The sequence below is a fragment of the Dermatophilaceae bacterium Sec6.4 genome (genome assembly GCA_039636865.1).
Classification (GTDB): Bacteria; Actinomycetota; Actinomycetes; order Actinomycetales; family Dermatophilaceae; genus Allobranchiibius.
In genome coordinates this window covers 2622140-2636497 of sequence record CP144172.1, presented here as the reverse complement: position 1 = coordinate 2636497, position 14358 = coordinate 2622140, and the positions used below count along the sequence as shown (strand labels likewise).

The following is a 14358-nucleotide window of genomic DNA, read 5'->3' as shown; positions in this document are numbered from 1 at the left end:
CAACAGCTGGAGTCCGAGTGCCCCTTCGCGGTGTGTTGTCCTCGCTGCTGACCGCAGCCATCGTCGCCGGCTCCGGCCAGTTGACCGCCGCGGCCGCTGCTCCCATCCCGCCGGCTTCGCACGACGTCCAAGCGACGGCTGCTGGAACGTCACCGACGCGCTCGGTGTCCTATGGAGGGGTATCGCTGCGGGTACCCCTCTCGTGGCGCGTCATCGACCTGGACAGGACGCCGAGCGCGTGCGTACGCCTGGACGTGTCGACGGTCTACCTCGGCGCAGCCGCAGCTCAACAGGACTGTCCAGCCCATCTGGTCGGACGAGCGGACACGGTGTGGTTGGCTCCTGCAGCCGCCCGAACCGCCCGCGTCAACGGCCGGATCGGCGCGGTACGGGCCGACATCGCCGCTGACCCGTCATCGGGGTCGCAGATCGCAGCTGTCGCCGACCGCGACGTGGTCGTCCAGGCAACCTGGGGTTCGTCGCGAACCGCAGTGGATCAGGTGCTGGCAACAATGGCTGCCACGACCGGGTCGGTGGCCCCAGCCGATCGTTCGGCCGCGAGCACGAACCCCTCATCCGCACCCTCTTTCGCCGGCGGCGTCGATCGGGTTGCTTCGCGGGTACCCGCCGATGCGCGACCGGCCACGGCAGCGGCACCCGCGACGGGTGTGTTCACCGGACTGGGTATCGACACCTGCGCCGCGCCGTCGTTGAAGACGATGAACGCCTGGAAGAGCTCTCGGTTCCGAGCAGCGGGTATCTACATCGGCGGTTCGCAGCGCGCCTGCGGAGACGGCAACCTCTCGGCGTCCTGGGTGACGTCGGTCAGCGCAGCCGGGTGGGGTCTGATCCCGATCTACGTGGGTCTGCAGGCGCCGTGTGTCACCAACCGCGGACCGCGGACCATCTCCCCGTCGTCGGCGTCCAGTCAGGGCACTGCTGCGGCAACCGATGCGGTGGCCAAGGCGCGCCACTTCGCAATTGCTCCCGGCCGCACGCTCTACTACGACATGGAGGACTATGGGTCCAGCCCGACCTGTCGCGCGACGGTGCTGTCCTTCATGTCGTCCTGGACGGCCGCACTGCACCGGTCGGGTTACCGCTCGGGTGTCTACGGCGGCCCGCAGTCCATGATGAGCGATATGTCCCGCGCGGCAAGGGGTTTCGTCGCGCCGGACGATGTGTGGATCGCCTACTGGAACGGCATCGCCGACAACCTTGTCCAGTCGAAGTTCCCCGACTTTCCTGACACGAAGTGGGCCGGCAACCAACGCATGCACCAGTACGCGGGCAATATCACCGAGACCTGGGGCGGAGTCCGTCTGCAGTTCGATGCGAACTGGATCGATACGAGGCTGTCCGGGAATGCGACCCCCGTCGGCTACGGGAACCGGGTGACGGGCCCGGTCGGCGCGGGTTTCAGGTGGACCGGTCCGATGTCGTCCTGGCATTCGATGGCGGGGCAGGGGCTGCGCGGTCAGGCCAGTTGGACCGGTAGCAGTGGCGCATCCCGTGAGGTCAACGGAGCGAGCTGGTCGGTAGACCTGACCCCCGGCACCTACCGGGCGATGGCGTATCTTCCCGCCTCCAACAGCACTGCCAAAGTGCGTTACACGATCACCGGTGCGGGCGTCTCCGCGAGTTCAGTCATCACCCAAGCCGGCGCGAAGGGCTACCGGCCGGTCACCACTTTCACGGTGCGGGCGACGGGCAGGGTCGTGGCTCACCTCGCCGACAACGCGGGGAGCCCCGCCGGCACGCGGCTCGCGGCCGATGCGCTGTGGTTCCAGCCGATCGGGTCGTCGGCGGCGGCCGTTCCGGCCGGCGTGCGGCAGGTGGTTGCGTCGGTTGCCGACTCGTCCTCGACGGTGCGGTGGACAGCTTCCGCGTCAGGTGCGGCTCCGACCGCGTACACGGTCACCGCGTCGCCGGGAGGCCGATCGGTCACTGTCCGGGCAATTGCGCGAACGGCAACGATCACCGGTCTGAAGAACGGGATGTCGTACCGGTTCACTGTCGTTGCGAAGAACAGCGGGGGAGCGGGCCCGGCAGTCGCCTCTGCTGCGGTGGTCCCCACCCCGGCGACCCGGCTGACGGCGGTGACGCCGGTGCGGTTGCTGGACACCCGTCGCGGCACGTCCTACAACCCGGTGCGTCGGGCGTTGGCGCCCGGAGCTTCGATGACCGTCGCGGTGTCGGGCCTGCGCGGCTCGCCGGTGCCCTCGTGGGCGACCGGCGCGCAGTTGCAGGTAACCGTCGAGTCCTCCAGAAGCGGCTGGCTGACGACCCCCTCGGCACCGGTGACATTCGGTGCCTCGCTGGTCTCGTCGACGTCCAGGCTGTTCCCTCTCACCCGTCACAAGGTCACGTTCGTCAATCACGGCAAGGCGTCGGTGCAGGTGGTCATCGACGTGCAGGCGTTCGCGTCGCGGGCGGGGGACCGCTGGACGGTGACCCCGCAGACCCGGTTGGTCGACACCAGGCACGGCAGCGCCTCCAACGCCAGGATCGGCGCGATACCGGCCGGTGGCACCGTCCGACTGCGGATCGCGGGGGCACCGGGGTCTCCCGTGCGATCCGGCACGACCGCGGCCCTGCTCAATCTGACGGCGGCCGCCCCACGGGCTGCCGGCTACCTCACGGTCAACGGCGCCACCGGCACGTCGGTCCTGAACTTCGGGCCGCGGGCGACCGTCGCTGGTACCGCGCTCATCCGGCTGCAACGGGACGGCACGATAACGATCACCAATCGCTCACCGATGGCGCTGCAGCTGCTGGTCGACGTGCAGGCATACGGAGGTGGCAGCCCTGCAGATCAGGGTGAGTGGACCCAGGTGCCGCAGACCCGGGTGCTCTCCAGTGCGGCTGGTACCGCCGTCCATCCGCAACGCTTCCAGTTGGCTGCCGACCGGTCCGTCTCGGTCCGCGTGCGTGATACCTACGGCACGCCGCTGCCCAGCAGCGCGAAGGGCGTGCAGGTGGCAATGTCGGTAGGCCCGGTGGGCGCCAGCGGATCTCTTGCAGGTGGCGCGTCCGGGGCGGCCTCGCTGTTCGAGTTCGGCCGCGGCGGGCCGGTTTCGAACACGGCGCTGATGCCGATTGCCGCAAACGGCACGCTGACCTTCACCAACCGGTCCTCGACCACCCTGACCCTCATCGTCGACGTCTCGGCCTACCTGAGCTGACCGCGGGCCGGCGATACCGGGTCGATTGCCCCGGCCGACCCTGCAGCCGGCAACCATCTGTCGGACCGTGACGCGACCTCGATCCCGAAAGGGCTACTCTCAACTCCGACAGACATCCTTTAACGATCCGTCCTGCGAGGCGGCGAAGGAGGTCCTGACGCTGTGACGCGTGCAGACCCCGCCACATCCGCTGATCCGGCTTTTTCCCTCGGCCGGGTGGTCCTGTCCGACCGGGAGATATCCCGAGCTCTACGCCGCATCGCGCACGAGTTGCTCGAACGCAACAAAGGTGCCGAAGATCTCGTGCTTCTCGGTATCCCCAGGCGCGGTGCCACGCTTGCCGCCCGCCTCGCCGATGCCATCGCCGATGTCGAGGGCGTCGTGGTCCCGACCGGCACGCTGGACGTCACCTTGTACCGCGACGACCTCCGCACTCAGCCGATCCGCGCCGCAGCCGCGACCCAGATCCCCTCGGTCGGTGTCGACGACGCCGTCGTTGTCCTGGTCGACGATGTGCTCTTCCACGGACGCACCGTGCGAGCCGCCCTGGACGCGATCGGCGATCTGGGTCGTCCCCGGGCGGTGCGCCTCGCGGTCCTGATCGACCGGGGTCATCGCGAGCTGCCGATCCGGGCCGACCACGTGGGCAAGAACCTGCCCACGGCTCTCAGTGAACGGGTCCACGTGTCGTTGGTCGAAGACGACGGGGTGGACGAGGTACGGATGATCGCCCCGCCCGGCGTCGCGGATCCGGTTCGCAGCGGCGACCAGGTGACGCAGTGAAGCACCTGCTGTCTGCGGCGGATCTGGACCGGGACGAGATCCTGGCCATCATGGCCACCGCCACCCAGATGCACGAGGTACAGCACCGCGACGTCAAGAAGTTGCCGGCACTGCGCGGTCGTACGGTGGTCAACCTCTTCTTCGAGGACTCCACGCGCACCCGATCCTCTTTCGAGATCGCGGGTAAGTGGCTGTCAGCAGACGTCATCAACATCTCCGCCAAAGGGTCCTCGGTCAGCAAGGGCGAGTCGCTGCGCGACACCGTGACGACAGTGGCGGCCATGGGCGTGGACGCCATGGTGATCCGGCATCACGCGAGCGGTGCGCCCGCACAGGTGGCCGACTGGATCGACGCTGTGGTGATCAACGCCGGCGACGGGACGCACGAGCATCCCACTCAGGCGCTGCTGGATGCCTACACGATCAGCCGGCGCATCGGCGACCTGGCCGGAAAGCACATCGTCATCGCGGGCGACCTGACCCACTCCCGGGTCGTGCGCAGCAATCTGCTGCTGTTGAAGACACTCGGTGCGCAGGTCACCCTCGTGGCGCCGCCGACACTGATGCCCAGCGGTATCGCCGCGTGGAGTGCGGCGGCCGGATTCGCCACGTCCTACGACCTGGATGCTGTCCTGCCCGATGCGCATGCCGTGATGATGCTGCGCGTGCAGAAGGAACGGATGAACGGCGGGTACTTCCCGACGCCACGCGAGTACACCGTCGGGTACGGCCTCACCCGTGCACGGCTGGCGCTGTTGCGCCCCGACGCGGTCATCGCCCACCCCGGTCCGATGAATCGCGGCCTGGAAATCACCGCAGACGCGGCCGACGAAGCGCGCTCGGCGATCCTGGACCAGGTCTCGGCCGGCGTCGCGATCCGCATGAGTGTGCTCTACCACCTGCTGGGAGGCGCCGGTGAATAACCCATCGAGGCAAGAGGCACGGATGAGCGACACGTACCTGATCCATGGCGGCAACATCGTCGGGGAGGGTCGTGCAGACCTGTTGCTGATCGACGGCGTCGTACGCCGGGAAGTGGCTGCTGCCGACATACCGGGCCATGCGCGCCGGATCGACGCCGACGGGCTCATCGTGCTGCCGGGACTGGTGGACCTGCACACCCATCTGCGCGAACCCGGCAGGGAGGACGCCGAGACGGTCCTGACCGGATCGGCTGCCGCTGCGGCCGGCGGATTCACCGCCGTACTGGCAATGGCCAATACCGACCCGGTCACCGACACCGCCGAAGCCGCCGAGCGCATCCTGGATCTGGGTCGCAGGGCAGGCCTCGTCGATGTGCAACCGATCGGTGCGGTGACCAAGGGGCTGGCAGGTGAGCAGCTGGCCGAGTTGGGGCTGATGGCTCGCTCACGCGCCGGTGTCCGGGTCTTCTCTGACGACGGCAGGTGCGTGCATGATCCGCGGATCATGCGGCGGGCCCTGGAATACGTCAAAGCCTTCGGCGGTGTCGTCTCGCAGCATGCGCAGGACCCGCGCCTTGCCGGACCGGGGGCGTGCGCCCATGAAGGGGAACTGTCCGGACGGCTCGGTCTGCCCGGCTGGCCCGCCGTTGCCGAAGAGGTCATCGTCGCTCGCGACGTGATGCTGGCCCGGCACACCGGTAGTCGCGTGCATATCGCGCATGTCTCCACACCTGGTGCCGTCGAGGTCATCCGGTGGGCGAAAGCGGCAGGTATCGATGTGACAGCGGAAGTCACACCGCACCACTTGATGCTGCCGGTGGAAAAGGTCTCGACCTACGACCCGACCTTCAAGGTCAACCCGCCGCTGCGGCCGATCGAGGACATCCTCGTGCTGCGCGAAGCACTCGCGGACGGCACCATCGACGCCGTCGCCACCGACCATGCCCCACATGCGCGCCACGACAAGGAGCACGCCTTCGAGGAGGCCGCATTCGGGATGCTCGGGCTGGAGCAGGCTCTCCAGGTCGTCCATACGGTGATGGTGCGCGACGGTGCGATGAGTTGGGCGCAGGTGGCGGCGGCAATGTCGACGACACCGGCACGGATCGCGGGTCTGGCCGGTCACGGGCGAGGCCTGCGGGACGGTGCGCCCGCGAATGTGGTGCTGTTCGACCCGTCCTGCCGCACGATCGTCGACCGTGCGGACTCCCGCTCGCTGTCCCGCAACAACCCCTGGCACGGCGTCGCGCTGGACGGCGCCGTGCACTCCACCTACCTACGAGGTCGGGCCACGTTGCTCGACGGTGAGGTGCACCCGTGAATTCACCCGACAATTCCTCAGCCACCATCGATGTGCTCGACCGTGGCCCGGCAACGCTCGTCCTGGAGGACGGAACCACCTTCGCCGGTGAGCAGTACGGCGCCACCGGAGTCACCTTCGGCGAGGCGGTCTTCTCCACCGGCATGACCGGTTACCAGGAGACGCTCACCGACCCGAGCTATCACCGCCAGGTGGTCGTGATGACGGCGCCGCATATCGGCAATACCGGCGTCAACGACGAGGACGGGGAATCGGCGCGGATCTGGGTCGCGGGTTATGTGGTGCGCGATCCCGCGCTGCGACCCTCCAACTGGCGCTCGGTGCGCAGCCTGGAGCAGGACCTGCGCGATCAGCACATCGTCGGCATCTGCGGGATTGACACCCGGGCGTTGACCCGGCACCTTCGCGAACGCGGGGCGATGCGGGTGGGTATCTTCTCCGGCGACGAGCTGCGTGGCGACCTCGTGGCACGAGTGGGCGAGGCGCCTGCGATGGTCGGAGCCGAACTCGCCTCGGAGGTGTCGACCGCACAGCCGTACGTGGTGCCCGCAGTCGGTGAGAAGCGGTTCACCGTCGCTGCTCTCGACCTGGGGATCAAGGCTGCGACACCGCTGCACCTCGCGGCCCGCGGGGTCGAGGTGCACGTGCTTCCGGCGGACACAACGTTCGAGCAGATCGCCGAGCTGGCGCCGGACGGGGTGTTCTTCTCCAACGGTCCCGGTGACCCCGCGACCGCTCCGCAGGTACACCTGCTGCAGCAGGTGTTGCAGGCGCGCATCCCGTTCTTCGGCATCTGCTTCGGTAACCAGCTCCTGGGTCGGGCGCTCGGCTACGGCACCTACAAACTGAAGTACGGGCACCGGGGAATCAACCAACCGGTGCTGGATCGCCGTACCCGCAAGGTCGAGATCACCTCGCACAACCACGGTTTTGCCGTGGATGCGCCGCTGGAGGGTGAGTCGCAGGCTCCCGCCGGTGCGCAGTTCGGCCGGGTCAGGGTCTCGCACATCTGCCTCAACGACGACGTCGTCGAAGGTCTGGAATGCCTGGACCTGCCGGCGTTCTCGGTGCAGTACCACCCGGAGTCCGCGGCCGGTCCGCACGACGCCGCCTACCTCTTCGACCGCTTCATCGACCTGATGACCACCAGCAAGGAGTCCTGAGCGTGCCTCGTCGCGAAGACATCAATAGCGTTCTGGTCATCGGCTCCGGACCGATCGTGATCGGTCAGGCATGCGAGTTCGACTACTCGGGCACGCAGGCCTGCAGAGTGCTGCGCGACGAGGGTCTGCGGGTGATCCTGGTCAACTCCAATCCCGCGACGATCATGACCGACCCGGAGTTCGCCGACGCCACGTACGTTGAGCCGATCAACCCGGCCGTCGTCGAATCGATCATCGCGGCCGAACGCCCCGATGCCGTGCTGGCGACCCTGGGCGGGCAGACCGCGCTGAACACCGCGATCGCGCTGCACTACGCGGGCGTGCTGGAAAAGTACAACTGCCCGCTGATCGGCGCAAATGTCGAGGCCATCGAGCTCGGTGAGGACCGCGAGCGTTTCAAGGGCGTGGTGGCACGGTGCGGCGCTGAGTCGGCCCGCTCGACCATTGCCCGCACGATGGAGGACTGCCTGGCGATCGCCGACGACCTCGGTTACCCGATGGTGGTGCGTCCTTCGTTCACGATGGGCGGGCTCGGCTCCGGTTTCGCCTACGACGAGGAAGGGCTGCGACGTATCGCGGGCGCCGGGCTGCAGGCCAGCCCCACCACCGAGGTGCTCCTGGAGGAATCCATCCTGGGCTGGAAGGAATACGAGCTGGAGGTCATGCGCGATCACGCGGACAACGTGGTGATCGTCTGCTCCATCGAGAACCTGGACCCGATGGGCGTGCACACCGGTGACTCGATCACCGTCGCCCCCGCGCTGACCTTGACCGACCGCGAATACCAGCGGCTGCGCGACGTGAGCATCGCCATCATCCGCGAGGTGGGCGTCGAGACCGGCGGCTGCAACATCCAGTTCGCGATCAATCCCGCCGACGGTCGGATCATCGTGATCGAGATGAACCCGCGGGTCTCCCGCTCCAGCGCCCTCGCCTCCAAGGCGACCGGGTACCCGATCGCCAAGATCGCCGCGAAGATGGCGATCGGTTACACCCTGGACGAGGTGCCGAACGACATCACCGAGGCGACCCCCGCGAGTTTCGAACCCACCCTGGACTACGTCGTGGTCAAGGTGCCCCGTTTCGCGTTCGAGAAGTTCCCGGCGGCCGACCCGACGCTGACCACGACGATGAAGTCGGTGGGCGAGGCCATGTCGATCGGTCGCAACTTCACCGAGGCGCTGCAGAAGGCACTGCGCTCGATGGAGCGCGTCGGAGCGGCCTTCCACTGGGACCCGGAGGCGAAACCGTCCAAGGCGATGGGTCGGGCGCTGCTGGACCAGGCACGTACACCGACCGATGGGCGCATTGTGCTCGTCCAGCAGGCATTGCGCTCGGGACTGTCGGTCGAGGAAGTCCACGACGCCACCAAGATCGACCCGTGGTTCCTGGACCAGATCGAGCTGATCAATTCTGTCGCCGAGCGGGTGCGCACCGAGCCGGAACTGACCGCGAAGCTGCTGCGGCTGGCCAAGCGGCACGGTTTCTCCGACACCCAGATCGCTCAGCTGCGGGACATGCCAGAAGCCGTCGTGCGCGGCGTGCGGCACGCGCTCGGGGTCCGCCCGGTCTACAAGACGGTCGACACCTGCGCCGCCGAATTCGCAGCGCACACGCCCTACTACTACTCCACCTACGACCAGGAGACCGAGGTCGCGCCCCGCGAGCGCCCGGCCGTACTGATCCTGGGTTCTGGTCCGAACCGGATCGGGCAGGGCGTGGAGTTCGACTACTCCTGCGTGCACGCGTCATTCGCGCTGCGGGATGCCGGGTTCGACACCGTGATGGTCAACTGCAACCCCGAAACAGTCTCCACCGACTACGACACCTCCAGCCGCCTCTACTTCGAGCCGCTCACCTTGGAGGACGTGCTGGAGGTCGTGTACGCCGAGCGTGCCGCCGGGCCGCTGGCCGGAGTGATCGTGCAGCTCGGTGGGCAGACTCCGCTCGGGCTCGCGAAGGCGCTGAAGGAAGCGGGTGTGCCGATCGTCGGTACCTCCCCGGAGGCCATTGACCTGGCCGAGGACCGCGGCGCATTCGGGCGGGTACTCGCGGAAGCGGGTCTGCCGGCGCCCAAGCACGGAACGGCCTACAGCGCGAGCGAAGCGGTCGCCGTCGCCCACGAAATCGGCTATCCGGTGCTGGTGCGGCCCTCCTACGTGCTCGGTGGGCGCGGAATGGAGATCGTCTACGACGACGCAACCCTGGAGCAGTACGTCACCCGGGCCACCCAGGCCTCCTCGGAGCACCCGGTCCTGGTCGACCGCTTCCTCGACGATGCGATCGAGATCGACGTGGATGCACTGTACGACGGGCACGACATGTATCTCGGCGGCATCATGGAGCACATCGAAGAGGCCGGGATCCACTCCGGTGACTCGGCGTGTGTGCTGCCCCCGGTCACCCTGGGGGTGGCGGAGGTCGCCAGGGTGCGTGGGTACACCCGCAAGCTGGCGGAGGGCATCGGTGTACGGGGCCTGATGAACGTGCAGTACGCGCTCGCCCAGGACATCCTGTACGTCCTGGAGGCCAACCCTCGCGCGAGTCGAACGGTTCCGTTCGTTGCCAAGGCGACCGGGGTGCCGCTGGCAAAGGCAGCAGCACGGGTGATGCTGGGCGCCAGCATCCAGCAGCTACGCGACGAGGGCATCCTTCCCAGCACCGGCGACGGCAGCACGCTGCCCTCGACTGCACCTACGGCCGTCAAAGAGGCAATCCTGCCGTTCAAGCGCTTCCTGACCACGCAGGGTCAGGTCGTCGACAGTCTGCTCGGACCGGAAATGCGCTCGACCGGCGAGGTGATGGGCATCGACGACGATTTCGGATCGGCGTTCGCAAAGAGTCAACTGCACGCGGTCACCGGCCTACCGCGCAAAGGCACGATTTTCGTCTCCGTCGCCAACCGCGACAAGCGGGCGATGATCTTTCCGTTGAAACGACTCGCCGATCTGGGCTTCGATCTGCTGGCCACGGCGGGAACTGCAGATGTGTTGCGCCGCAACGGCGTCCACGCCGAGGTGGTGCGCAAGCACAGCGAGGGCGTAGGCCCCGAGGGTGAGCCCACCATCGTGGACCGCATCCTGGGCGGGGAGGTGGCGATGGTCGTGAACACCCCCTCCGGTCAGGACGCCCGCGCGGACGGATACGCGATCCGAGCCGCGACCACCAGCATGGACAGGCCCATCATCACCACTGTTCAGCAGCTGGCCGCCGCGGTGCAGGGCATCGAATCGCAGCTCGCCGGCCCGATGCGGGTCAAGCCGTTGCAGGAGCACGCCAAGGGACTGTTCGAGTACACCGCGCAATGACCCCCTCTGAATTGACCCCCTCTGAGGCGGCGTCGGCTACGACATCCGCGCCGGCACTGCCCAAGGCGCCACCCTTCGGCGTGCGCCTCGCTGTGGCGATGCGTGAATACGGTCCGCTCTGCGCCGGGATCGATCCGCACCGCGAGCTGGTTCAGTCGTGGGGGCTGCCGTACACGCTCGACGGGGTGCGCACGTTCGCGATGACCTGTGTCGAGGCCTTCGGCGCCGAGGTGGCTGCGGTCAAACCGCAGTCGGCATTCTTCGAGGTCTTCGGATCCGGGGGAATGGCGCTGCTGGAAGAGGTGGTCGCAGGGTTGCGTGACCTGGGCACGTTGAGCGTGCTGGATGTGAAGCGCGGCGATATCGGCAGCACGATGTCGGCCTACGCCGAGGCGTACCTGCGCGAGGGCCCGCATGCTCCCGACGCCGTCACCCTCAGCCCCTACCTGGGGTACGAGTCGCTGCGACCGGCGATCGATCTCGCACACGATCAGGGTCGCGGCATATTCGTCCTCGCGCTGACCTCCAACCCTGAGGGCGCCGCGGTGCAGCACGCGATGCACGACGGCGTGAGCGTGGCCCGAGCCGTCGCGGCGGGTGCCGACCGTGACAATGAAGCTGCCCGCGACCGCGGCGAGCTCGGCAGCATCGGACTGGTGGTGGGCGCGACCGTGGGTCAGGCAGCCCACGATCTCGCGCTCGAGACCGGTGTGACACCGGTGCTCGCACCGGGTGTGGGCGCGCAGGGCGCAGGTCCGGCCGAGCTGGACGCGGTCTTCGGCACCGCTCGATCCAGGGTGCTGGCAGCCAGCAGTCGTGATGTGCTGTCCGCAGGCCCCGATGCCCACGTTTTGCGGGCAGCCGCCCGCCGGACGGCCGATGCACTGCGATGCAGTGCGTGAGGTCAGTGTGAGATCAGAAACACCGACCCCGGATTGCCGCAGCGGGCCTGCACCGCATTAGGTTTCCCCGATAGGTTGTCCCACTAGCTACCGGCACTTGTTCGGCAGCTCGACCCGACCTCATTCCACGAAGCAGGAGCATCCCGGTGGCCCTTCCCCAACTGACGCCCGAGCAACGAGCCCAGGCGCTGGAGAAGGCGGCAGACGCTCGCCGCGAACGTGCCCAGATCAAGAACCGCCTGAAGAATGCGCAGGGATCGCTGCGCGACGTCGTCGAGGCGGGAAAGACCTCCGAGGTCATCGGCAAGATGAGGGTGTCGGCGTTGCTGGAGTCGATGCCCGGAGTGGGTCGTATCAAAGCAGCTCAGATAATGCTCGATATCGGCATCTCGAGCGGCCGACGGGTGCGTGGGCTCGGGGTCCACCAGGCCGCCGCCCTGCTGGAGCGGTTCGAGGCCTGAGGGGTGCCGCAACTGTTCGTACTTGCCGGGCCGACCGCGGTCGGCAAGGGCACCGTTTCGGCCTATATTCGCGATCACTTCCCGCAGGTCTGGCTCTCGGTGTCCGTGACGACCCGCATCCCACGCCCGGGCGAGATCGACGGAGTGCATTACCACTTCATCGGGCAGGACCGCTTCGACGAGCTCGTCGAGCAGGATGAGTTGCTGGAATACGCCGTTGTGCACGGTCGCGCGAGTTACGGCACCCCGCGAGAGCCGCTGCGCCAGGCCATCGCGGACGGGCGGCTACCACTGCTGGAGATAGATCTGCAGGGCGCCCGGCAGGTACGCGTGCAGCTTCCGGATGCCCACTTCGTCTTCCTCGCACCGCCGTCGTGGCAGGAGCTGGTGCGGCGTCTGGTGGGCAGAGGAACCGAGACCGGGGCTGAGCGCGAGCGGCGTCTTGCCACTGCACGGATCGAGCTCGCTGCAGCGGACGAGTTCGACACGGTCGTTGTCAACGACGACGTCGAGCGCGCTTCGGGCGAAGTCGTCGAATTGATGGAACTGATGCGACGGCGGTAAACTGGGCCATTCACGTGTCCGTCCCTGACCGCGTCAGCGGCACGGCACCGTTTCAACTTCAGCACTGCAACGAAAAGAGACACCCGTGTCAGGCACCCAGGCAGCCCCCGAAGGCATCACCGACCCGCCCATCGACGACCTGCTCAGTGTCGCCGACTCCAAGTACGCGTTGGTCATCTACGGCTCGAAGCGGGCCCGTCAGATCAATGCCTACTACTCCCAGCTGTCCGAAGGTCTGCTGGAGTACGCCGGCCCGCTGGTCGAGAGCGGCGTGAACGACAAGCCGTTGTCGATCGCGCTACGCGAGTTGAACCAGGGCAAACTCGACATCGAAAAGGTCGAGGCCTGACCCGCGTCGGTATCCGGTAAGACCATGCGCATCGTCCTGGGGGTGACCGGTGGGATCGCTGCGTACAAGGCGTGCTCGTTGTTGCGCCTATTCGTTAAGGGTGGACATGACGTCACGGTTGTCCCTACTGCTGCGGCCCTGAAGTTCATCGGTGCTCCTACCTGGGCGGCCCTGTCCGGCAAACCTGTTGTCACCGATGTATGGACCGAGGTACACAAGGTCCCGCATGTACGCCTGGGTCAGCATGCGGACCTGGTCGTCGTGGCCCCCGCAACCGCGGATCTACTCGCGAGGGCGGCGCACGGTCTCGCTGACGATCTGTTGACCAATGTCCTGCTCACGGCGCGCTGCCCGGTCGTGATGGCCCCGGCCATGCATACCGAGATGTGGCTGCACCCGGCCACCGTCGCGAATGTGGCAACGCTTCGCGAACGAGGTGTCCAGGTCATGGATCCCGCGGTGGGCCGATTGACCGGCGCCGACTCCGGGCCGGGCAGGCTGCCCGAACCTGCGGACATCGCTGCGTTCTGTGCGCCCCACCTGTCCAGCTGCGGTGATACCCGGGTCATCGAAGACATCGGAGGTGGCGATATGGCCGGAATATCGGTCGTGGTCACAGCCGGTGGGACGCGGGAAGCGCTGGACCCGGTCCGCTACCTGGGCAACAGGTCATCGGGCAAACAGGGATATGCGCTCGCGCAGGCCGCGGTCCGACGCGGCGCTCAGGTCACGCTCATCTCCACCGCGTCGCTTCCGACACCGCACGGATGCCGCCTGGTCAGCGTCGAATCTGCGCTGCAGCTGCGCGCGGCGGTACTGGCTCAGACCGCCGACGTGATCGTGATGGCTGCTGCGGTGGCCGACTTCCGTCCCGAGAGTGTCAGTGCCGCGAAGATCAAGAAGTCCTTCGATCCCGCGGCACCCGATGAGGTCCCGACGGTGCGGTTGGTGCGTAACCCGGACATCCTGGCCGAACTTCTGGTCGGTCGGGCAGCCGAGCGCACCCCGTTCCTGGTGGGATTCGCAGCCGAGACCGGCGATGACGACGGCTCGGTCCTGGACCATGCACGTGCCAAACTCGCGCGCAAGCCGGTCGACCTGCTGGTAGCCAACGAGGTCGGCGAGGGTGTGACCTTCGGTCAGGACGATTCCACGGTGCACCTCATGACCCCGGGTGGCCGCGCAGCACAGACGCTGGGCCGCAGCGACAAGCTCACGATCGCCGACGGCATCTGGGACGCGGTCCTGCAGTTACGCGCTGTTGATTAGACTCGGCGGGCGGCCAGCGGGAGATGTCTGTCGGCTCCGCCACATCTCGGGACCCGTCGAGCAACGCTCGAGGATGCCGAGGTGCATCTTGAGTACAACACCGTAAGCGCCCAGATGATGCGACACGAGG

At 67.4% G+C, this 14358-nt stretch carries 11 protein-coding genes; all 11 read left to right on the top strand.

Annotated features, from left to right (window positions below; genetic code table 11):
* The first annotated feature begins 17 nt into the window (after positions 1–17).
* Positions 18–3185 (top strand): glycoside hydrolase domain-containing protein, encoded by a 3168-nt coding sequence (locus tag V3G39_12540; protein XAS75482.1) that lies wholly within the window; start codon positions 18–20, stop codon positions 3183–3185.
* 162 nt (positions 3186–3347) lie between these two features.
* The gene (gene pyrR / locus V3G39_12535) at positions 3348–3968 is read left to right on the top strand and encodes a bifunctional pyr operon transcriptional regulator/uracil phosphoribosyltransferase PyrR (GenBank protein ID XAS75481.1); all 621 of its coding nucleotides are present in this window, start codon (positions 3348–3350) and stop codon (positions 3966–3968) included.
* Positions 3965–4891 (top strand): aspartate carbamoyltransferase catalytic subunit, encoded by a 927-nt coding sequence (locus tag V3G39_12530; GenBank protein ID XAS75480.1) that lies wholly within the window; start codon positions 3965–3967, stop codon positions 4889–4891. The genes pyrR and V3G39_12530 overlap by 4 nt, the downstream gene beginning before the upstream one ends.
* Positions 4892–4913: 22 nt before the next feature.
* Positions 4914–6212: a dihydroorotase gene (locus V3G39_12525; protein ID XAS75479.1), complete on the top strand. Its 1299-nt coding sequence runs from the start codon at positions 4914–4916 to the stop codon at positions 6210–6212.
* Positions 6209–7375, top strand: a complete 1167-nt coding sequence (gene carA, locus V3G39_12520; GenBank protein ID XAS75478.1) for a glutamine-hydrolyzing carbamoyl-phosphate synthase small subunit — start codon at positions 6209–6211, stop codon at positions 7373–7375. Before V3G39_12525 ends, carA begins: the two co-directional genes overlap by 4 nt.
* A 2-nt stretch (positions 7376–7377) precedes the next feature.
* Positions 7378–10683, top strand: coding sequence for a carbamoyl-phosphate synthase large subunit (carB, locus tag V3G39_12515; GenBank protein XAS75477.1), 3306 nt, complete (start codon positions 7378–7380; stop codon positions 10681–10683).
* Positions 10680–11585: an orotidine-5'-phosphate decarboxylase gene (pyrF, locus tag V3G39_12510; protein ID XAS75476.1), complete on the top strand. Its 906-nt coding sequence runs from the start codon at positions 10680–10682 to the stop codon at positions 11583–11585. Before carB ends, pyrF begins: the two co-directional genes overlap by 4 nt.
* 146 nt (positions 11586–11731) lie before the next feature.
* A complete protein-coding gene (mihF, locus tag V3G39_12505) occupies positions 11732–12046 on the top strand; it encodes an integration host factor, actinobacterial type (protein XAS75475.1) in 315 nt (104 codons plus the stop codon).
* A 3-nt stretch (positions 12047–12049) separates the two neighbouring features.
* Positions 12050–12610 (top strand): guanylate kinase, encoded by a 561-nt coding sequence (gene gmk / locus V3G39_12500; protein ID XAS75474.1) that lies wholly within the window; start codon positions 12050–12052, stop codon positions 12608–12610.
* A gap of 85 nt (positions 12611–12695) precedes the next feature.
* The gene (rpoZ, locus tag V3G39_12495; protein ID XAS75473.1) at positions 12696–12959 is read left to right on the top strand and encodes a DNA-directed RNA polymerase subunit omega; all 264 of its coding nucleotides are present in this window, start codon (positions 12696–12698) and stop codon (positions 12957–12959) included.
* 24 nt (positions 12960–12983) lie between these two features.
* Positions 12984–14228 (top strand): bifunctional phosphopantothenoylcysteine decarboxylase/phosphopantothenate--cysteine ligase CoaBC, encoded by a 1245-nt coding sequence (gene coaBC, locus V3G39_12490; GenBank protein ID XAS75472.1) that lies wholly within the window; start codon positions 12984–12986, stop codon positions 14226–14228.
* Positions 14229–14358 lie beyond the last annotated feature (130 nt).